General features: G+C 73.3%; 17 protein-coding genes. 6 read left to right on the plus strand and 11 right to left on the minus strand.

The annotated features are described in order from the left end of the window. Positions 1–14: 14 nt before the first annotated feature. Entirely contained in the window at positions 15–1,667 is a 1,653-nt protein-coding gene (locus ACZ67T_RS11655) for a DNA repair helicase XPB (RefSeq protein ID WP_469983330.1), read from the minus strand. Positions 1,668–1,786: 119 nt separating this feature from the next. Beyond that, a complete protein-coding gene (locus ACZ67T_RS11660) occupies positions 1,787–4,306 on the minus strand; it encodes a helicase C-terminal domain-containing protein (protein ID WP_469983332.1) in 2,520 nt (839 codons plus the stop codon). Positions 4,307–4,447: 141 nt separating this feature from the next. Between ACZ67T_RS11660 and ACZ67T_RS11665 the strand changes: the two genes are divergently transcribed. Next, positions 4,448–5,452, plus strand: a complete 1,005-nt coding sequence (locus ACZ67T_RS11665; protein WP_469983334.1) for a hypothetical protein — start codon at positions 4,448–4,450, stop codon at positions 5,450–5,452. Between the two features lie 12 nt (positions 5,453–5,464). Here the strand turns inward: ACZ67T_RS11665 and ACZ67T_RS11670 are convergent, their stop codons facing one another. From ACZ67T_RS11670 to ACZ67T_RS11685, 4 genes are read right to left on the minus strand one after another with little or no spacing between them, the layout of a single operon-like run. Then, on the minus strand, positions 5,465–6,442 hold the full coding sequence (locus ACZ67T_RS11670) for an ABC transporter substrate-binding protein (RefSeq protein ID WP_469983336.1): 978 nt from the start codon (positions 6,440–6,442) through the stop codon (positions 5,465–5,467). Further along, entirely contained in the window at positions 6,439–7,278 is an 840-nt protein-coding gene (locus tag ACZ67T_RS11675; protein ID WP_469983338.1) for an ABC transporter ATP-binding protein, read from the minus strand. Before ACZ67T_RS11675 ends, ACZ67T_RS11670 begins: the two co-directional genes overlap by 4 nt. Continuing rightward, positions 7,275–8,336, minus strand: coding sequence for a FecCD family ABC transporter permease (locus ACZ67T_RS11680; RefSeq protein WP_469983340.1), 1,062 nt, complete (start codon positions 8,334–8,336; stop codon positions 7,275–7,277). The genes ACZ67T_RS11675 and ACZ67T_RS11680 overlap by 4 nt, the downstream gene beginning before the upstream one ends. Then, positions 8,333–9,349, minus strand: a complete 1,017-nt coding sequence (locus ACZ67T_RS11685) for a FecCD family ABC transporter permease (protein WP_469983341.1) — start codon at positions 9,347–9,349, stop codon at positions 8,333–8,335. The genes ACZ67T_RS11680 and ACZ67T_RS11685 overlap by 4 nt, the downstream gene beginning before the upstream one ends. A 65-nt stretch (positions 9,350–9,414) precedes the next feature. On the opposite strand from ACZ67T_RS11685, the gene ACZ67T_RS11690 reads away from it, so the two are divergent. Beyond that, positions 9,415–10,062 (plus strand): HAD family hydrolase, encoded by a 648-nt coding sequence (locus ACZ67T_RS11690; protein WP_469983342.1) that lies wholly within the window; start codon positions 9,415–9,417, stop codon positions 10,060–10,062. On the opposite strand, the gene ACZ67T_RS11695 is transcribed toward ACZ67T_RS11690, so the two are convergent. Next, a complete protein-coding gene (locus ACZ67T_RS11695; RefSeq protein ID WP_469983343.1) occupies positions 10,041–10,289 on the minus strand; it encodes a hypothetical protein in 249 nt (82 codons plus the stop codon). The two genes, ACZ67T_RS11690 and ACZ67T_RS11695, sit on opposite strands and share 22 nt — an antisense overlap. Positions 10,290–10,476: 187 nt before the next feature. On the opposite strand from ACZ67T_RS11695, the gene ACZ67T_RS11700 reads away from it, so the two are divergent. Continuing rightward, positions 10,477–10,860 carry a cold-shock protein gene (locus ACZ67T_RS11700; RefSeq protein WP_100595742.1) on the plus strand — a complete coding sequence of 128 codons (384 nt, stop codon included), beginning with the start codon at positions 10,477–10,479 and terminating at the stop codon, positions 10,858–10,860. Positions 10,861–10,968: 108 nt separating this feature from the next. Here the strand turns inward: ACZ67T_RS11700 and ACZ67T_RS11705 are convergent, their stop codons facing one another. The 4 genes from ACZ67T_RS11705 to ACZ67T_RS11720 all read right to left on the minus strand — a co-directional run bounded on the left by ACZ67T_RS11705 (position 10,969) and on the right by ACZ67T_RS11720 (position 14,428). Beyond that, positions 10,969–11,826: a 1,4-dihydroxy-6-naphthoate synthase gene (locus ACZ67T_RS11705; RefSeq protein WP_469983344.1), complete on the minus strand. Its 858-nt coding sequence runs from the start codon at positions 11,824–11,826 to the stop codon at positions 10,969–10,971. Beyond that, positions 11,823–12,530, minus strand: coding sequence for a futalosine hydrolase (locus ACZ67T_RS11710; RefSeq protein ID WP_469983345.1), 708 nt, complete (start codon positions 12,528–12,530; stop codon positions 11,823–11,825). The genes ACZ67T_RS11705 and ACZ67T_RS11710 overlap by 4 nt, the downstream gene beginning before the upstream one ends. Then, positions 12,500–12,976, minus strand: coding sequence for a DUF2771 domain-containing protein (locus ACZ67T_RS11715; protein WP_469983347.1), 477 nt, complete (start codon positions 12,974–12,976; stop codon positions 12,500–12,502). Before ACZ67T_RS11715 ends, ACZ67T_RS11710 begins: the two co-directional genes overlap by 31 nt. A 102-nt stretch (positions 12,977–13,078) precedes the next feature. Beyond that, positions 13,079–14,428, minus strand: a complete 1,350-nt coding sequence (locus ACZ67T_RS11720) for an MFS transporter (RefSeq protein WP_469983772.1) — start codon at positions 14,426–14,428, stop codon at positions 13,079–13,081. Positions 14,429–14,811: 383 nt separating this feature from the next. On the opposite strand from ACZ67T_RS11720, the gene ACZ67T_RS11725 reads away from it, so the two are divergent. From ACZ67T_RS11725 to ACZ67T_RS11735, 3 genes are all read left to right on the plus strand, one after another. Continuing rightward, complete coding sequence (locus ACZ67T_RS11725; RefSeq protein WP_469983349.1) at positions 14,812–15,735, plus strand: DUF3027 domain-containing protein; 924 nt, start codon at positions 14,812–14,814, stop codon at positions 15,733–15,735. 89 nt (positions 15,736–15,824) lie between these two features. Next, positions 15,825–18,971 carry a sacsin N-terminal ATP-binding-like domain-containing protein gene (locus tag ACZ67T_RS11730; protein ID WP_469983773.1) on the plus strand — a complete coding sequence of 1,049 codons (3,147 nt, stop codon included), beginning with the start codon at positions 15,825–15,827 and terminating at the stop codon, positions 18,969–18,971. A 186-nt stretch (positions 18,972–19,157) separates the two neighbouring features. Further along, a complete protein-coding gene (locus ACZ67T_RS11735) occupies positions 19,158–20,093 on the plus strand; it encodes a hypothetical protein (RefSeq protein WP_469983351.1) in 936 nt (311 codons plus the stop codon). Position 20,094 lies beyond the last annotated feature (1 nt).

A 20,094-nucleotide genomic window follows, 5' to 3' on the forward strand; every position in this document is an offset into this window, starting at 1 on the left:
CTTGTCGCTGAGGCTCAGATGCCCTGCCCGCCCGCGAGGAGCTCGTCGGCGTCGATGATGCGGTACGCGTAACCCTGCTCGGCGAGGAAGCGCTGGCGGTGGGCCGCGAAGTCCTGGTCGATGGTGTCGCGGGCGACGACGGAGTAGAAGCGGGCCTCGTGCCCGTCGGCCTTCGGGCGCAGGACGCGGCCGAGGCGCTGCGCCTCCTCCTGCCGGGACCCGAAGGTGCCGGACACCTGGATCGCGACCGTGGCCTCGGGCAGGTCGATGGAGAAGTTGGCGACCTTGGACACGACGAGGACGGAGATCTCGCCGTTGCGGAACGCGTCGAAGAGCTTCTCGCGCTGGGCGTTGCTGGTCTCGCCCTTGATGACGGGGGCGTCCAGATGCTCGCCGAGCTCGTCGAGCTGGTCGATGTACTGCCCGATGACGAGGGTCTGCTCGCCCTGGTGCTTGCGCACGAGGGCCTCCGTCACCTTCCGCTTGGTCGCGGTGGTGGCGCAGAAGCGGTACTTCTCCTCGGCCTCCGCGGTCGCGTAGGCGAGCCGCTCGCTGTCGGTGAGATTGACGCGCACCTCTACACAGTCGGCGGGCGCGATGTAACCCTGGGCCTCGATCTCCTTCCACGGAGCGTCGAAGCGCTTGGGCCCGATCAGCGAGAACACGTCGGACTCGCGCCCGTCCTCACGTACCAGCGTCGCGGTGAGGCCGAGGCGCCGCCGGGCCTGGAGGTCGGCGGTGAACTTGAAGACGGGCGCGGGGAGCAGATGCACCTCGTCGTAGATCACGAGCCCCCAGTCGCGGGAGTCGAAGAGCTCCAGATGCGGATAGATGCCCTTCCGCTTCGTGGTCAGCACCTGATACGTGGCGATGGTGACGGGCCGGATCTCCTTCTTCGTCCCGCTGTACTCGCCGATCTCGTCCTCGGTCAGGCTCGTCCGCTTGACCAGCTCGTGCTTCCACTGCCGGGCGGAGACCGTGTTGGTGACGAGGATGAGCGTCGTCGCCTTGGCCTCGGCCATCGCGCCGGCGCCCACCAGCGTCTTACCGGCGCCACAGGGCAGCACGACCACGCCGGACCCGCCGTGCCAGAAGCCCTCGACGGCCTGCTTCTGGTACGGGCGCAGCGCCCAGCCGTCCTCCGCGAGATCGATCTGGTGCGCCTCGCCGTCCACGTAACCGGCGAGGTCCTCGGCGGGCCACCCCAGCTTGAGGAGCGTCTGCTTGATCTGGCCGCGCTCCGAGGGGTGCACGGCGACGGTGTCGGCGTCGATGCGGGCGCCGACCAGCGGGGCCACGCGCTTGGAACGGAGGATCTCCTCGAGCACCGGCCGGTCCGTGGTGGTCAGGACGAGGCCGTGCGCCGGGTGCTTGGACAGCGTGAGACGCCCGTACCGGTCCATGGTCTCGGCGATGTCGACCAGGAGCGCGTGCGGGACGGGGTAGCGGCTGTACTCGACGAGGGCGTCCACGACCTGCTCGGCGTCGTGGCCGGCGGCCCGCGCGTTCCACAGCCCGAGCGGCGTCAGCCGGTAGGTGTGGATGTGCTCCGGGGCGCGCTCCAGCTCGGCGAAGGGCGCGATGGCGCGACGGCAGGCGTCGGCCTGGTCGTGGTCGACCTCCAGGAGCAGCGTCTTGTCGCTCTGGACGATGAGTGGTCCGTTCACGTGTATCCCTTCCACCGCGCTCCGCGAGGCGCGGGGCCAAACGTCCAGTGTGCCGCATGGCGCGTACGAACCGCGTACGGTCGGCCGCCGACGGGACGTGAGGGGAGCGGACCCCGGCGTCAGGCCTCGGCCTCCAGCTCGGCCACCCCGGTCACCCGGTGCAGCGGGTACGTCCGCACCTCGTCCGCCGTGTGGTCGTAGGCGGTGACGAACCCGCCCTCGACCCGGATCGGGGCGATCACGCGCTGGCTGGCGGTGCCCTCCGCGTTCACATAGCCGATCCACACGGCCTCACCCGTCAGGACGGCCGCCTGCATCGTGGCCAGCGTGTCCGCCGCGCCGGTGCGGGGCAGCGCCCCGCTCTGCTCGCCCGGCGCGTGCTTGCGCGGGGTCGTGGAGGCGAGGTCACCCGCGCGGATCGCGCGCACGGCGGCGGTCAGGAGCGTGCCGTCCGGAACCGGCGGCCCCTCCGGGACGGGCTCGGGGGCGCTGCGCGGCGGAGTGCGGAGGGCGTGGGCGCGGGTGATCAGCACATCGCCCTCGGCGCTCTCCGCGGCAGGCGCGAATCCCATCTGGCGCAGGCCCTCGAGGAGCGCCGCGGGATCGGCCTGCGCGGCCAGGACGGTCGGCGCGAGCCGTCGCAGCCGCAGTCCGGCCGAGCGCTTGTCGGCGAGGATCTCGCCCAGGAGCACGTCGTCGTCGCAGCGCACGTACGCGGAGGCGGCGCCGATGCGCAGATGCCCGTGCTTACGGGCCACGTCGTCGATGAGGTACGCGAGGGGCTGCGGCACGGGCGTACGGGAGTGCGTGTTCAGGAAGTCGTGCAGGTCGGAGGCGGTGCGGCCGGAGTCGAGCGCGCGCCGTACGGACCCGGGGGTGAACCGGTAGACGGTCGCGCCGCCCTTGGACTCCACGTCGGCGAGGACGGAGAGCGCCTCGGCGAGAGGCCGTTCCAGGGGCCCGGGGGCGACGGCGGTCAGGTCGGCCTGAAGAAGGACGTGGTCCAGCGGCTCGGGCAGCAGCGGGCCGAGCAGAGCGACGGCGGCTGCCTCCGCAGCAGGCGTGGCACCGCCCTCGAGGAGGGCCCGCCCGTGCTCGGACAGGGCACCCCGGCCCGTGAAGCCGAGCAGTTCCGCCTCGGTGAGGGTCCACCGGGCGATGCGGGCGCGCAGGTCGTCGGGGTCACCGGCTTCGTCGGAGGAGGCGGCCGCCCCGCGCAGGGGACGCTCCCAGCGGAGCCGGGCGAGGAGGGTCTCGGGGTCGGGGGAGGCACCTTCGGGCAGCTCGGCGAGGAGCGTGAGCACGCGGCGGCGGACCTCGGGGGCGGCCGAGCGGTCGAGGTGCGGCCCGAGCGCGGAGAGGGTGCGCCCGGCGGCGGAGACGGCGGCGCCGCCGTCGCGCCCGGCGACGAGTCCGGGTGTGCGGGTGGCGGGGAGCCAGGCGGCGACGAGCCGCGCCCAGCGCTCGGCGGCGGGCTGCTCCAGCCAGTCGTCGTAGGCGGGCGTCGCGGCGTACTGCTCGTCGGCCTCGCCGTCGGACGCGATGAGCCCGGCCGCGTAGGCGAGTTCGACCCAGAACGCGGCGAGGGGCTCGGTGGTGTCGAGGGCGGCGGCGGTGCGCTTGAGGTCGCGCACGCTGAGCCCGCCGGCGCGGAGAACGGCGGGCCCGCCCTCGTCCCAGTCCTTGAGCAGCTCCTCGACGGTGGCGAGCGCGGTGTAGGCCTGCCCGGCGCCGGTCGCGTTCACGACGGTGGGGCGGTGTGTGGCGGCGGGCTCGACGGCGGGAGGTACGGGTTCCAGGGCGCGGTGGGCGCGTCCGCCGCGCAGGTGGAGGGCGGCCTCGCGGGGCAGCACGACCGTCCCGGGGGCGGTCGGCAGGAGGAGCCCGCGGTCGAGGAGCCAGCGCAGATGGGCGGCGGGCTCGGCGGTGACCTGGCCGTAGGGCGGGCCCCAGACGAGCCGGGAGAGGACCTCGACGGCGTCCGCGGGCGCCTCGTCGAGGAGGACCGACATGCGCGGCCGGTCGGTGAAGAGCGCGGTCAGCGAGGCGACGGCGGACACCGGGTCGTGCGTGGAGGCCAGGCCCGCGGCCGTCACGATCTCCTGGACGCGGCCGGGGGACATGCCCGCGGTGGCCTCGGCGACGGTGGGGCCGAGGCCGGTGGGGGAGGGCCGCTGGGGTGCGGGCGCGAGCAGCTCACGGGCGGTGCGCACGAGGCGGAGCCGGTCGTCGGGCCCCCAGAGCAGGGCCTGTTCGCGCAGGGCGGCGACGGCGTGCGGCAGAGCGGCGGAGACCGTACGGGCGTCCAGGCCCGCGTCGTCACCCTCGTCCCCGGCGAGCAGGGCGAGGAGGGTGCCGTACGTGGTGGGGTCCGGGGCGACGGCCAGCGCCTCCGCGGTCTGGAGCGTGAAGCGGTCCAGGTGTTCGAGCGCGCGGATCACGGAGGCGCGGGTGCCCGCACGGGTGGCGAGCTGCGTGAGGTCGCCGGGAACGGGGTTGAGCAGATCGGGGCGGGCGCGCAGGAGTGCGCCGAGGGAGGCGTCGTCGCGGGAGCGCAACGCCTCGGCCAGGGACCGGGGGGCCGTACTCCCCGCCCCGCTCCCGTCCTCGGCGGCGCGGTCCGGCTCGTGAGTGCTCATCCGGGCCACGGTAGCGCCTGACCGGCCCGCCGGGCGGCGGCCCCGCTGGGCCCGGAAGAGGCCCCCGGTGCCGGGCCGGGCACGGTAACGTCGTAAAACGGGTGAACGAACCGTCAACACCGCCACCCCGGAGGGGACTTCGTGGGGATCGAGAGCGATCAGCTCGTCTTCGACTATCTGAGCCGGGTCGGCGACCTGGCCCAGCAGCGTCAGCTGCCCTCGAGCACACGGATGCGCCTGGTGTCGGAGCTGCGCAACGAGATCGAGACGCGACGCGCGAGAACGACGGTGGACAGCCCGGCTGCGGTGCGCCGGATCCTGGAGCGCCTCGGCACGCCGGACGAGGTGGTGACGGACGCGGGCAGGGGCCGCGGTCCGGCGGAGCCGGAGGCGCCGCGGGCGGCGGTGCCCGTGCAGAGGACGAAGGAGCAGCGGCCCAAGGAGCCCCGCCCGAAGGGCCTTCGGCGGATCGTGCCGGGCCCGCGCGCGCAGCCGCATGAGGACGACGAGGAGGGGTGGGACGCGCCGTCGCCGCCGCATCTGGCGGGGACGGACGAGCTGGGGGAGCCCGGTTCGGAGCCGGACTGGTGGCGCGTGGACAGCAGCCCGTTCGGCGTTGCCGACAGCGTGCCGGGATTCGTGGGCGGCGTCGAGATCCCGGAGATACTCAAGCCGCCGGGCCAGGACGACCCGCGCCTGCCCAAGGCACGCAAGGCCCCGGCCGCGACGGAGGACGAACTCCCGGACGACGAGGCGGAGACGGACCCGGAGGACACGTCCCGAGGGCGCCGCCTCCCGTCCCTGTCCACCTGGTCGAACCCGCTCCTGCTGCTCGCCGCCGCGCTTCTCGTGGCCGGCGCGGTCATGGGCAACTGGTTCGCGCTGGGCCTCGGCTGGATCATCGCGTACGCGTCGCGGCGCCTCAGCGAGGGCGAGTCGAAGGTGGCCGTGCTGTGGCTGCCGGGGCTCGCGGTGACGGCCGGGCTCGTGTGGCTGTGGGGCCGTAACACCGGGCGGTGGGGCGAGCCGATCGCCCAGGGGCGGATGAGCGACGCGATCGGCACGACGTGGCCGTGGGTGGTGCGGGGGGCGGCCGTCGCCTCCGCGCTCTTCGTGGTGTGGAGATCGCAGCGGCAACGGCCGTGACACAAGGGCCTGTCAGGCGGTCAGGTCCTTCTGGAACTCGTCGAGGATCTGGTGCGCGGCGGTGTAGCCGATGCCCGCGATCCACAGGTTGTCGTCGACCGTGAAGACCTTGCCGTCCTTGGACGCCCTGAGGTTCTTCCACAGGCCGCTCTTCATCGTCCGGGTCGTCTTCGCCTTGCCCGGGTCGCCGTAGGTCGAGGTGAAGACGACGTCCGCGTCCGCGAGATCGATCTTCTCGGGGCTCACGTCGTACGAGAACCCGTCCTCGGCCTTGTCGGTGATGGCGGGGCGGCCGACGCCGAGGTCGGCGAGGATCGAGCCGATGTAGTTCTGCCTGCCGTAGATGCGGATGTCGGAGCCCTCGACGAAGCGGACGAAGTTGATGTCCGTCGCGGCGGCCTTCTCCTTGCCGCCGATCGCGGTGGTCACCTTCGCGACGTGCGCGTCGTAGTCGGAGACGACCTTCTTCGCCTCGGCCTTCCTGCCGAGCGCGTCGGCGTGGACCTGGAAGTTCTCCTTCCAGGTGGTGCCGGTGGACTCCGTCATCACGGTCGGGGCGATGGCGCTGAGCTGCCGGTAGCGGGCGCCGTCGCGGACCTTGCTGGTGAGGATGAGGTCGGGCTTCAGGGCGGCGACGGCCTCCATGTCGGGGTTGGCGATCTCGCCGACCTCCTCGATGCCCTTCACCTCGTCCCGGGGCAGGTACGAGGGGAGGCCCTCCTCCGTCGCCGCGTGGGTCGCGCCGACGGGCTTCACGCCGAGGGTGAGCGCGGAGTCGAGTTCGCCGGTGTCCAGGACGACGACGCGGGCGGGGTGTTCGGGCACCTTCACGTCACCCATCGCCGTACTGACCGTGTGCGTCTTCGGGGATGCCGGTGCGGCCGCGCCGGAGCCGGAGGCCCCGTCGGACGAGCCGCACGCGGTCAGGGCCAGGGCGCCGGTCAGGGCGAGTAATCCGGAGGTGAGGGCGCGGCGGTCGCTGCGGGTCATGAGGCTGCCTTCCGGGAGAGGGAGTCGGACGGAGCACCGGCCCGGGCGTCCGGCTGCCAGGGCGCGCCGGGCACGATCAGCGGGGAGCCGGTCACGGGGTCGGGGACGACCACGCAGTCGAGGCCGAACACCTCCCGTACGAGGTCCGCCGTGACGACCTCGGTGGGTGGGCCCTCGGCGACGATGCGGCCGGACTTCATGGCGACGAGGTGGTCGGCGTAGCGCGCCGCCTGGTTGAGGTCGTGCAGGACGAGGACGACGGTGCGGTCCTTGTCGTGGTTCAACTGGCGTACGAGGTCGAGCACTTCGACCTGGTGGGCGATGTCGAGATACGTCGTCGGCTCGTCGAGGAGCAGCAGTTCGGTCTCCTGGGCGAGCGCCATGGCGATCCAGACGCGCTGGCGCTGGCCGCCGGAGAGCTCGTCGACGGAGCGGTCGGCGAGGGCCGCGACGTCGGTGCGTTCCATGGCCTCGGTGACGGCGCGCTCGTCGGCGTCGGACCACTGCTGCCACCAGTGCTGGTGGGGCTGGCGGCCACGGGCCACGAGGTCGGCGACGGTGATCGCCTCGGGCGCCACGGGCGTCTGCGGCAGCAGCCCGATCTGCTGGGCGATCTTCTTGGTGGGCAGCCTGGTGAGCGCTTCGCCGTCGAGGAGCACGGAGCCGCTCTTCGGCTTGAGGAGCCGGCCGAGGGCGCGCAGCGTGGTCGACTTGCCGCAGGCGTTGGGCCCGACGATGACGGTGACGCGGCCGTCGGGGACGGCGAGGTCGAGGTCGTGGACGACGGTGCGGTCCTCGTAGGCGAGGGTGAGCGCGCTGGTGCTGAGCCGGGTCACCGGTTTCCTCCCGTGCGGCTGCGGACGATGAGCCAGATCAGGTACGGCGCCCCGACGGCGGCCGTGAGGACACCCACCGGGAGTTCGGTGGGGGAGAACAGGCGCCGGGCCAGCAGGTCGGCCACGACAACGATGAACGCGCCCAGGAGCGCCGAGCACAGGAGCGGGATCTGGGCGGTACGGGTCACCCGGCGGGCGATCTGCGGGGCCAGGAGCGCGACGAAGTCGACGGGCCCGGCGGCGCCGGTCGCGACGGACGCGAGGACGACGCCCAGGAGTACGAGGCCGAGGCGTACGCGGCCGAGGCGGACGCCGAGCGCGGTCGCCGTGTCGTCGTCCAGGGAGACGGTGCGCTGGGCGCGGGCGGCCCACGCGACGAACGGGACGAGGACGAGGAGGGTCCAGCCGAGCGGGGCGGCCTCCGCCCAGCCGCGGCCGTTGAGCGAGCCCGTCATCCAGATCTGGGCCTGCTGGGCGACGAGGTAGTCGCCCTTCGTCATGAAGAGCGTCGTCACCGACCGCAGAGCGATGGCGAAGCCGATGCCGATGAGGACGAAGCGCGTCGCGTGGAGTCCGCCGCGCCAGGCGAAGGCGTACACGAGGAGCGCCGCGAGGAGGCCGCCGAGTACGGAGAGGTAGGGCAGGACCGCGTACGACGTGACGCCGAACGTCATCGCGCCGACGGTCAGCGCGCTCGCGCCCTGGCTGATGCCGATGATGTCGGGGGACGCCAGCGGGTTGCGGGCGACGGTCTGGATGAGGGCGCCCGCGACGCCGAACGCGGCGCCGACCAGGAGGCCGACGACCATGCGGGGGGCGCGCAGCGTGCCCACGACGAGTTCGTCCGGCGACGGCCGGCCGGTGATGACCCTGAGGACCTCGCCGGGGGCGATGAACGACTCGCCGACGCAGAGATAGGCGAGGCAGGCGGCCGCGAGGAGGACCGCGAGGGACGCGGCGGCGACGGCGGCCCTGCGGTGCAGGAGGAAGGCGGCGCTGCCCGCCCGGACGACGGAGTACCCGGCGGGGCGGACCCGGGGCGCGGTGGTCGTACTCATGCGGGGACCGCCTTGCGCCGGACCAGGGTGACGAGGAACGGGACGCCGATCAGCGCGGTCATCACACCCGCGGGGACCTCGCTCGGCGGGAAGACGACGCGGCCCACGGTGTCGGAGACGAGGAGCATGACGGGGCCGATGAGGGCCGCCATCGGCAGGACCCAGCGGTGGTCGCTGCCCACGACGGCCCGGGCTATGTGCGGAACGGCCAGGCCGATGAAGGCGATCGGTCCGGCGGCGGCGACGCCGACGCCGGTGAGGACGGTCGCGCCGAGGCCGCCGACGATCCGTACGGTCGCGACCCGCTGGCCGAGGCCCTTGGCGACGTCCTCGCCGAGCGCGAGCGCGTCGAGGCCGCGCGCGACGGACAGCACGAGCAGCACGCCGACGACGAGGAACGGCCAGATCTGGCCCACGATGTGTGCGTCCCTGCCGGACAGCGAGCCCACCTGCCAGAACCTGAACTCGTCCATGGCGGACGCTTTCGTGGTGAGGACGGCCGTGGTGACGGAGACCAGGAGCGCGTTGATCGCGGCGCCCCCGAGCGCGAGTTTCACCGGCGTCGCGCCGCCGCGCCCGCTGGAGGCGATGGCGTAGACGGCGACGGACGCGAACGCGGCGCCCGCGAACGCGAACCAGACGTAGCCGGTGAGCGTGTGGATGCCGGCGAACGCGATCGCGAGGACGACGCCGACCGACGCGCCCTGGCTGATGCCGAGGATCCCGGGGTCGGCGATGGGGTTGCGGGTGATGCCCTGCAGGACGGTCCCGGCGAGGGCGAGCGCGGCGCCCACCATCAGGCCGACCAGTGTGCGCGGCAGCCGCAGGCCCCTGATGACCTCGGCGTCGTCGCTGTGGCCGCCGTGCACGAGCGCGTCGAGGACCGCTGACGGGGCGATCGCGCGGGCGCCCACGGCGAGGCTGAACAGGACCGCGAGAACGAGGGCCACGAGCGCGGCCGCCGTCCAGACGATGCGTCGCCGCGCGGCGGGGGCGGCTGAGATCTGACCCATGGACCAATCCGAGGTTGGTAAGGCTTAGCTAAGCGGCAATCGTACGCCCAGGCACAATGGCTCCTATGGGTGCATACGAGAGCGCGAACGGATCAGCTTCGGGACCGACGGTCGGCTTCGACCTCGACATGACGCTGATCGACTCACGGCCGGGAATCAGGGACACATGGCTGGAACTCGCCCAGCGCACCGGCGCGCGCCTCGACGCCGATCTCATCGTGACGCGGCTCGGCCCGCCGCTGGAGCAGGAGCTCGCGTACTGGTTCCCCGAGGAGCGGATCCCGGAGATGGCCGACCTGTACCGGGAGCTCTACCCGGCGCACGCCATCACCGGGACGTACGCGATGCCGGGCGTGCACGAGGCCGTTGCCGCGGTGCACGCGGCGGGCGGCAGGGTGATCGTCGTGACGGCGAAGTACGAGCCCAGCGCGAAGCTCCACCTGGAACACCTGGACATCGCCGCCGACGAGGTCATCGGCAGTCTGTGGGCCGAGGGCAAGGGGACGGCGCTGCGCGAGCACGGCGCGTCCGTGTACGTCGGTGACCACACCGGCGACGTGCGCGGCGCCCGTGCCGCCGAGGCGCTGTCCGTCGCGGTGACGACCGGGCCGTGCGACGCGGCGGAGCTGCGCGAGGCCGGCGCGGACGTGGTGCTCGCGGATCTGACGGAGTTCCCCGTCTGGCTGGAGGGCTACGTCGCCGAGCGGGCCTGACGGCGCTGCGCGGCGATCCCGCGCAGCACGCCGGCCGCGGAGATCAGGAAGCCGACGCCCATCAGCATGCACACCGCGTAGGCGACGGGCGGGAACGGGTCGGTGCCGAGGAACAGAGGGGCCATGGTGGCCAGGGTGGCCACGGCTCCGACGATGAAGACGATGCCGCCGGCCTTGACGAGGCGGTCGCCGGGTCCTGCGGAATTCGCTTGGGTTTTGTCACGCACCCGACCAGGGTAGTTCCCAGCGCGAAGGAACAATCCGGGTCCCTCGGGCCGTCTTGTCACCGGCTCCTGGACCATTAGCCTGGTGCCGGCGGGTCGGGCGGCCCGCTGCAGTGCTATCCAGAGCCGTTTTCACCGCCGTTCTTCATCGCTCGGAACGGCATGACGAGTACGAGGACGAGGACTTCACGTGCCTACCGGCAAGGTCAAGTGGTTCAACAGCGAGAAGGGCTTCGGCTTCCTCTCCCGCGACGACGGCGGCGACGTCTTCGTGCATTCCTCCGTACTTCCCGACGGCGTGGACGCTCTCAAGCCGGGCCAGCGTGTCGAGTTCGGCGTCGTCGCGGGACAGCGCGGCGACCAGGCCCTCTCCGTGACGATCCTCGATCCGACCCCGTCCGTGGCCGCGGCGCAGCGCCGCAAACCGGACGAACTGGCCTCGATCGTCCAGGACTTGACGACGCTCCTCGAGAACATCACGCCGATGCTGGAGAAGGGCCGCTACCCGGACAAGGCCTCCGGCGCGAAAATCGCGGGCCTCCTGCGGGCGGTGGCCGACCAGTTGGACGTCTGACCGCGCCACGGGAGCGCGAGCGCACCCGGGCCGAGGGCGGGCACGAAGCCCTCGGCCGCGGCGCGCGTCAGCAGGGCCGCGGATCGCCGCAGCCCCTCTTCCCGGCCGTCAGGGGAACGACAGGGCGCCGGGGCCGAGTGCGGGGACCAGGCCCTCGGCCGCGGCGCGCGTCAGCAGGCCGCGGATGGCCGCGTATCCGTTCTCGCCGAGGTCGGCCGTGAATTCGTTGACGTACAGGCCGATGTGCTGGTCCGCCACCGACGGGTCCATCTCCTGGGCGTGTTCGAGGACGTAGGGGCGGGAGGCCTCCGGGTCGTCCCAGGCCATGCGTACCGACGTGCGTACCGAGTCGGCGAGTTGGCGCAGGCGGTCCTCGCCCAGGCTCCGCCTCGCGATGATCGCGCCGAGCGGGATGGGCAGCCCGGTCGTGTTCTCCCAGTGCTCGCCCATGTCGGCGAGGGAGTGCAGACCGTAGTCCTGGTACGTGAAGCGGGCCTCGTGGATGACGAGTCCGGCGTCGACCTTGCCGTCCCGCACGGCGGGCATGATCTCGTCGAACGGCATCACGACGACCTCGCCGACCCCGCCGGGCACGACGTCCGCGGTCCACAGGCGGAACAGCAGGTACGCCGTCGACTTCTCGCTGGGGACGGCGACCGTCTTCCCGGTGAGGTCGACGCCCGGCTCGCGGGTGAGCACGAGGGGGCCGCAGCCCCGGCCGAGCGCGCCGCCGCAGGGCAGCAGCGCGTAGTCGTCGAGGACGTACGGCAGGACCGCGTACGACACCTTCAGCACGTCGAAGTCGGGGGAGCGGCGCTCGGCGACGCCGTTCGTGATGTCGATGTCGGCGAAGGTCACGTCGAGGGCGGGAGCCCCGGGGACGCGGCCGTGGGCCCACGCGTCGAAGACGAACGTGTCGTTCGGGCAGGGCGAGAAGGCGATCCGGAGTTCTTCGGGGTGCGTCATGTGCGGTTCCAACTCTCCAGTACGGGCGCGGACTTCCCGAACGCCTCGGCCAGCGCCGCGAGTGCGTCGCCGATGCGCCAGGCCGCGCGGTCGCGGGGGCCGACGGCGTTGGAGACCGCGCGGATCTCCAGGACGGGCACGCCGTGCGCGGCGGCCGCCTCGGCGACCCCGAAGCCCTCCATCGCCTCGGCGGCGGCGCCGGGGTGCCGGCGTTGCAGCTCGGCGGCGCGGGCCGCGGTGCCCGTCACGGTGGAGACGGTCAGGACGGTGCCGGTGAGCGCGCCGGTGGCCGCGGCGACGTCCCGTACGAGGGAGGGCGGCGGGCGGTGCGTGACCGTGCCGAAGCCGAGCTCGGTGACGGGCAGGAAGCCGTCGGGGGTCTCGGCGCCCAGGTCGGCGGCGGTCAGCGCGTCGGCGACGACGACGGAGCCGAGCGGGGCGCCCGGCCGGAACCCGCCGCCGATGCCGGCGGAGACGACCAGGCCGTACGGCCGCCCCGACAGGGCGGCGGTGGTGAGGGCGGTGGCGGTACCGGCCGCCGCGGCGGCGGGCCCGACGCCCACCGCGACGACATCGACGGCAGGGTGCGCGGCGCCCGCCTCGGACAGGCCCCTGGCCACCGCGTCCCGCTCCGCGGGGACGGCGGTGGCGATCAGGACCCGCCCGCTGTCCGTCAGGCGTCCTTCTTGAGCTTGAACGACCACAGGCCGCTCGCGTTCGAGCCGCTGCCCTCGACGATGGAGACCGTCGTGGAGCTGCCCGTGGCGCCGTACTGCTGGTTGAAGAACACGCTGCCCGGGACGGTGCGGTAGGTCTTCTTGCTGGAGTCGGTCAGTGCCTGACCGTTCATCAGCAGGGTCCAGCCCTTTTTCGCGATCTTCGGATCGACGCCGAAGCGGACCGTCGCGTCGGGGTCGACCTTGATGGACTTGATGTCCTTGTTCTTGAGGCAGTCCTTCAGCGCGGAGGCGTTCAGGGCCTTGCCGTCGTTGTAGCAGGCGGCTTCCGTCGTCACCGTGGAGCGGCCGACCGTGATGGTCGCCAGCGGCGTCGGCTTGTCGCAGGCCGAGAGGACGAGCAGCCCGGCAGCGACGGCGCCGGCGGCTGCCACGGTGCGGCGGTTGCGCACGGTGAAACGCAGGGAGGTCATGCGGGCAGGCTATCTGGCGGCCCGCGCACACTCGCCATGCGGGTCCGGCGTGCCGCATGCTCACGCCATCCGGGGTGGATCTCCCGCTCGCCCGGCCGTCCCTCACGCCACGCGGCTGCGTGCCTGGCCGCCGTGGCGCGCGGCGGTCAGCAGGCCCCGTACGGTCGTCAGCCAGCCCGTCCCGACGATCGCCGCGGCGACGCCGAGGCCCAATGCTCCGTTCAGGGGCAGCGCGATGCCGATGGCGCCGCCGAGGACCCACGCCATCTGGAGGAGGGTCTCGGAGCGGGCGAAGGCGGAGTTGCGGACCTCCTCGGGGACGTCGCGCTGGATCAGGGCGTCCAGGGACAGCTTCGAAAGGGCCTGCGCGAACCCGGCGACGGCCGCGAGGCACGCCGTGAGGAACGCGGTGAAGAACAGCGCGGCCGTGATCGCCACGCCGAGGACCACCGCCACCACCGTCACGATGATGATCTCGGGCGCCCGTGATTTGAGCCACGCCCCGACGGCCGTGCCCAGCGCGTTGCCCGCGCCCGCCGAGACGCCGACGATGCTCAGCGACACGGCGGCGCTCTGCCCCGACATGGGGTGCTCGCGCAGCAGGAACGCCAGGAAGAAGATCAGGAAGCCGGAGAGGCAGCGCTGCGAGGCGTTGACGAACAGCGCGTGCGTCACGGCCGGGCCGACCGTGCGCAGACCGGGGCGCTTCTGCTTGGCGGCCTCCTTGCGCGGGCCGTGCAGATGCTGCTCGTCTGCCGCCAGGAGCGCCTTCCCCTCGCCCTTCGCGGAGTCCACCTTGTGCGGCAGCTGGAAGGACAGCACCATCCCCGAAATGAAGATCACAAACGCGCCGTAGAGGGGCCAGCGCGGCCCGAGCAGCTGGAGCCCGGCACCGACCGGCGCGGCCACACCGGTGGCGAGGAGCCCGCCGAGCGTCACCCGCGAATTGGCCTTGACCAGGGAGAAGCGGGGCGGCAGCAGGCGCGGCACGACGGCGCTGCGGACCACTCCGTACGCCTTGGACGCCACCAGGACGCCCAGCGCCGCCGGGTACAGCTCCACGCCGCCGGTGACCACCGCCCCGGACAGGACGATCGCGAGGAGCGCCCGCGCCAGCATCGCAGCGGCCATCGCGGCGCGCCGCCCGTGCGGCAGCCGGTCCAGGAGCGGCCCGATGACGGGCGCGAGGAGCGTGAAGGGCGCCATCGTGATGCCGAGGTAGAGGGCGACGCGCCCGCGCGCCTCGTCCGTCGGCACCGAGAAGAACACCGTGGACGCGAGGGCGATGGTGATCATGACGTCGCCGGCGCCGTTCACCGCGTGCAGTTCGATCAGTTTTCCCAGGCCCGACTCGCCCGCACCGTGCGCGTGGGTCGCTTTGCGAATCCCCCGCGCCGTACCGGTGAACGGCAGGTGCAGGGCACGCCCGAGCCCGCGGACCGCCCTGAGCACCGGGCCCGATCCGCCTGCTGCGCGCGCCGACGACCTCGCGGAAGTCACCCAGCCATAGTGCCCCCGGAAGGTGGTGACTAGTGCCGATATCGGCCGTGCGGGTCGCCGGTACGACCCTCCGGAACCGCCTCGCCGCGTGGTGCAGGACACAGCTAGTTGTACGTCGGTGTGGGCGCACGGGCCGGGAGAAGGTAGCGTGCGTAACGCGCCTGCGGCAGCTGTCCTCGGCCGCGCGCCTCTCGGGCATCCCGCAGAATGGGTGACGTAGGTGCGCCCGAGGACGTTCGGGCGCGGACGTCGACGCGGCCCCCTGGTCCGCTCCGTCCGTACCCCCGCGCAAGGGTGGCGCACTCGTGAGACGGCGTAGGAGAGAAGCGATACCTGTGAGCGCAGCGACAACGCGAAGCCGCACCCCTGACCGTCTGTGCGCCGAGGCGGTAGGCCTCGCGCGGACCGCGGCCGAGGAGGCCGCCGCGCCAGGAGTCGTGGGCGAGCACGTCGACGTCGTCGTCGAGGGTGACCGGGTCGTCACGCATCTCTTCGAGTGCAAGGAGTTCGGCTACCGCGGCTGGCGGTGGGCCGTGACGGTGGCGCGGGCCTCCCGCGCCAAGGTCGTCACCCTCGACGAGACGGTTCTGCTGCCCGGCCCCGACGCGCTCCTCGCCCCCGAGTGGGTGCCGTGGAGCGAGCGGCTGCGGCCCGGCGACATGGGCCCCGGGGACCTGCTCCCGACCGACGCCGAGGATCTCCGGCTCGAGCCGGGCTATTCGGGTGAGGACGTCCCGCCGCCGAACTCCGCGGTGTCCGAGGAGATGGCCGAGCTCGCCGAGGCGGAGGACGCCGACCTGACGGTGGGACCGCCCGCGGAACTGCCCATCGTGCCCGAGCGCGGCTCCATCGCGTCGGTCGCCGAGGAGCTCGGCATGCGACGCGCCCGGGTCCTGTCCCGGTACGGCCTCCACGTCGCCGCCGACCGCTGGGACGAGGCGTACGGGGCGAAGACGCAGATGGCCCAGTCGGCGCCCGCCACCTGCGTGTCCTGCGGGTTCCTCGCCCCGATCGGCGGCTCGCTCGGCCAGGCCTTCGGCGTCTGCGGCAACGAGTTCTCCCCGGCGGACGGCCGGGTCGTCTCCCTCTCCTACGGCTGCGGTGGCCACTCCGAGGCGGCCGTCATGCCGAAGCCCCCGCGCCCGGCCCCGCCGGTGATCGACGAAACGCGCGTGGACCCGTTCCCCCTGCGTCCGTCGGCGGACTCGGGCTCGGTCCCGACGACCCCGGACGGCACGGAGGACCTGGGGCACTCGTAGCCCTCGCAGTTCTCTTTCCGCGAGCGCGGTAGCGTCTGCGTCGCCAGGGTTGGCCTGGGTGAACGGCAGAGGGAGACCACACCGTGAGCGTGAGCAAGATCGTGCGCCCGGCAGCCGAGGGGATGGACCCGTTCGGGACGGCCCGTCTGCGGCGTGGGGTTCTCGATGCGTGGGCAGGCAGCCCGGCCCGCTTCCGTGAGGACGCCAACGCCGAGGAGGACCTCGCCCTCGGCGGCTACCGCGACCGGCTCGTCGTCGAGCTCGCCCAGAACGCCGCCGACGCCGCCGGCCGCGCCGGTGTCCCCGGCCGCTTCTGCCTGACCCTGCGCGACGGTGTGCTCGTCGCCGCGAACAGCGGCGCGCCGCTGGACGCCGCCGGTGTCGAGTCGCTGTCCACGCTGCGGGCCTCCGCCAAGCGCGAGCAGGGCGACGGCGCGGTGGGCCGGTTCGGCGTCGGGTTCGCCGCCGTCCTCGCCGTGACCGACGAGCCCGCGGTCGTCGGCCGCACCGGAGGGGTGCGCTGGTCGCTCACCGACGCGCGCGGACTCGCCGCCGACACGGCGCGGCACAGTCCCGGCCTCGGTGACGAACTGCGCCGCCGGGACGGCCATGTCCCGCTGCTCAGGCTCCCGTTCGCCGCGGAGGGCTCCGCCCCGGACCCGTACGAGACCGTCGTGATCCTGCCGCTGCGCGACGCCGCGGCACAGGCGCTCGCGGCGCGGCTCATCGACGCCATCGACGACACGCTGCTCCTCGCCCTGCCCGGCCTCGACGAGGTCGTCGTGGAGACCGAGTCCGGTACGCGCATCCTGCGCCGCAGGACCGACGGACCGTACGTGGCGGTGGACGACGAGCGCGAGGACGCCGTGTCCGGCAGGCGCGAGAGCGTCACGACCCGCTGGTGCGTCCTCACCCGCAACGGCCCGCTCGAAGCCGCGCTCCTCGCCGACCGGCCCCTCGAAGAGCGCCTTCGTCCGCACTGGTCCGTGACCTGGGCCGTGCCGGTGGACGCGGACGGCGCCCCCGAGCCGCCCCGCAGCGCGCCCGTGCTGCACGCGCCCACCCCCAGCGACGAGCCGCTCGGCGTGCCCGCTCTGCTCATCGCGTCCTTCCCCCTCGACACGACTCGGCGGCACGCCGCCCCCGGACCGCTCACCGACTTCCTGGTGGAGCGCGCCGCCGACGCCTACGCCGAACTCCTCGCGGGATGGCGCCCGGTGAGCTCCGCCATCCTCGGCCTCGTGCCGGGCCCGCTCGGCCGGGGCGAGCTGGACGGCAGCCTCCGCGGCGCGATCCTGGCCCGGCTGCCCCGCACCGCGTTCCTGCCGCCCGCGCTGCCGCGCACGAAGGACGACGCCGACGGGCTGCCCGAGACGCTGCGGCCGCGCGAGGCCGAGGTCGTCGAGGGCGCCGGCGCCGAGACCGTGCGGGTCCTCGCCGAGGTCCTGCCGAGCCTGCTGCCCGCCGGTCTGGAGCGCCGCGTCGAGCTGCGGACCCTGGAGGTCGCCCGGGTCCCGCTGACGGAGGCCGTCGACCGGCTCGCCGGTCTGGAGAAGGAACCGGACTGGTGGCGGCGCCTGTACGACAGCCTCGCGGGCGTCGACCCGGACCGGCTCACCGGGCTTCCGGTGCCGCTGGCCGGGGGGCGTACGACGATCGGGCCGCGGCAGGTGCTGCTGCCCATGCCGGACGCGACACCGGGCGAGACGCTCGCCCGGCTCGGCCTCAAGGTCGCCCACGTGGACGCCGCGCACCCTCTGCTCGAGAAGCTGGGCGCGCTGCCCGCGACGCCCCGCGCCGTCCTGACGACCCCTCAGGTGCGGGCGGCCGTCGCCGGTTCGCTCGACGACGACGCCTGGTCCCTCGACGACGACGGCCCGGTCGGCGTGGACGAACTGGCCGAGCTGGTCCTCACCCTCGTACGGGACGCGAACCTGGAGCCCGGGGACGAGCCGTGGCTGGGCGCGCTCGCGCTGCCCGACGACGAGGGAGAACTCGCGCCCGCCGGTGAACTCGTGCTGCCCGGCAGCCCGTTCGCGCAGGTCGTCCGCGAGGGTGAGCTCGGCATGGTGGACGGCGACCTCGCCGGGCGGTGGGGCGAGCAGCCGCTCGCCGCGTGCGGTGTCCTCGCCGGGTTCGCCCTGGTCCGCGCCGCCGACGTGGTCCTCGACCCGGACGAACTCGACCCGCGCGAGGGCGACTTCGCGGAGCCGGACGACGCGGGTCTGCTCGACGCGGTCGACGTGTGGTGCGAGGACGTGCTCGACCGGCTGCCCGACACCCCCGTGCCGCCCGTCGCCACCGAACTCGTCGCCGTACGCGACCTGGACCTCGTCGACGACGACCGCTGGCCGCAGGCCCTCGCCCTCCTCTCCCGCCCGCCGCTGCGCGACGCCCTCACCCAGCCCGTACGGGTCCTGCTGCCCGACGGCACGCACGAGATCGTCCGTCCGTACACGGCGTGGTGGCTGCGTGACCACCCCGTCCTCGACGGCCGCCGGCCGGCCGGTCTGCGCGCGGCCGGCGGTGACCCGCTGCTCGCCGGGCTCTACGACCCGGCGGACGCGACCGGGTTCGAGGACGAGCAGGTGCTGCGCGCGCTCGGCGTCCGCACGTCGGTCGCCGCGCTCCTCGACGAGCCGGGCGGCGCGGCCGAGCTCCTCGACCGTCTCGCCGACCCGGAGCGCGAGGTCGGCGCGTCCCAACTCCACGCCCTGTACGGGGCGCTGGCCGATCTCGACCCGGAGCAGGTGACCCTGCCCGACGAGCTGCGGGCCGTGGTGGACGGCGAGGTCAGGGTCGTGGACGCGGCCGACGCCGTCGTCGCGGACGCGCCCGATCTGCTGCCCCTGAGCGGGGGTCTTGCGCTGCTGCCGGTGAGTCCGGGCCGGGCCGCGGACCTGGCGGACCTGTTCCAGGTGCGGCGGCTGAGCGCGACCGCGGACGCCGAGGTCACGCAGGAGGGCGCCGAACATCCGGTGCCGGAGTCCGTACGGACCCTGCTCGGGCCGGCGACTCCGCAGACGTACGTCGAGCACGAGGAGCTGTTCGTCGCCGGGGTGGAGGTCGACTGGCGGCGCACGTCCGACGGCACGGTCCACGCCGCGACCCTGGAGGGCGTGGCGGCGGGCCTGGCGTGGGCGGCGGGGCAGTGGCCGCGCCGCTTCGAGGTCGCGGCCCTGCTCGAAGACCCCTCGCGCACGGCGGAGCTGGCACGGGACCGCTGGTTCGACTGAGTGTGCTTCAGGGGCACGGGCGAGTGCGGGCAGGTAAAGGTAAAGGTGATCACAAGAGTTCACCGCCCGTACAACCGATCCCTCCAGTCGCACGTCTGATCTTGCGAGCCAACAGGCTCCTAGATCACTTGGGTCCCGCGTGACGGCATCAGCACCGCGGGATCCCTTCTCCAACTTGGGGAACACATGCGCATACGTGCCACCATGGCCGCCGCGACGGTGACCGGCTCTCTCGCCCTGGCCGCTTTCGCCGTGCCGGCCGCGCAGGCCACCGACCAGCCGAGCCTGGCGCAGGCTCACCAGGTCGCCCAGAAGGCTGCGGGGCACTCGGCTCCGCAGGCCCGTTCGCTGACCGCCACCGAGGCCGGCGACCCGTACGTGATGGACGCCACCTTCTCGAACATCAAGGTGAACAGCGGTAAGTCCGCCATCGTTGTCGGCACCACCAACACAGTGCACGTCTCGTACAGCTTCACCTTCACCCACGGCTCGGACGTGGACCCGACGGCCGACGACTTCGTCCCGGGCGTCGACCTCTACCGCACCGGCACCGACGAGGGGAACGCCCTGTTCGGCGACGCCCCCGCGACCTGCACGGCCGCCTCGTCGACTGTCGCGAACTGCAAGGGCAGCATCGACATCAACCCGCAGGAGGAGCTGGCCAACGTCGACGCCGGGGCCAAATGGACCGGCGAGGCGTTCGCCGTCGCGTACAACGGCCAGGACCCGGACAGCCCCAGCGACCCGAGCAAGATCGGCACCGCGTACCAGGACGCCGTGTCGTCCAATGCCCTGCAGCGCTACTCCAAGCTCACCGTCAACGCGTCCCCCGAGCCCGTGAAGAAGGGCGGCACGCTCACCATCACGGGCGCCCTGACCCGCGCGAACTGGGACACCCACAAGTACGCCGGCTACACCAGCCAGTCGGTGAAGCTGCAGTTCCGCAAGACGAGCTCCTCGACGTACCCGACGACGTACCTGAAGTCGGTCACGTCGTCCTCGACCGGCTCGCTGAAGACCACGTCGACGGCCACGTACGACGGCTACTGGCGCTACAACTTCCTCGGCACCTCCACCACCCCGGCCGTCAAGGCCACGGGTGACTTCGTCGACGTGCGGTAGA

The organism is Streptomyces sp. NPDC107517 (genome assembly GCF_055582645.1).

Coding starts and splice junctions, on each gene's coding strand:
- ACZ67T_RS11690 (WP_469983342.1), top strand. CDS start 9,415: ATGGGTGCATACGAGAGCGCGAACGGATCAGCTTCGGGACCGACGGTC.
- ACZ67T_RS11670 (WP_469983336.1), bottom strand. CDS start 6,442: ATGACCCGCAGCGACCGCCGCGCCCTCACCTCCGGATTACTCGCCCTG.
- ACZ67T_RS11735 (WP_469983351.1), top strand. CDS start 19,158: ATGCGCATACGTGCCACCATGGCCGCCGCGACGGTGACCGGCTCTCTC.
- ACZ67T_RS11705 (WP_469983344.1), bottom strand. CDS start 11,826: ATGACGCACCCCGAAGAACTCCGGATCGCCTTCTCGCCCTGCCCGAAC.
- ACZ67T_RS11715 (WP_469983347.1), bottom strand. CDS start 12,976: ATGACCTCCCTGCGTTTCACCGTGCGCAACCGCCGCACCGTGGCAGCC.
- ACZ67T_RS11680 (WP_469983340.1), bottom strand. CDS start 8,336: ATGAGTACGACCACCGCGCCCCGGGTCCGCCCCGCCGGGTACTCCGTC.
- ACZ67T_RS11685 (WP_469983341.1), bottom strand. CDS start 9,349: ATGGGTCAGATCTCAGCCGCCCCCGCCGCGCGGCGACGCATCGTCTGG.
- ACZ67T_RS11660 (WP_469983332.1), bottom strand. CDS start 4,306: ATGAGCACTCACGAGCCGGACCGCGCCGCCGAGGACGGGAGCGGGGCG.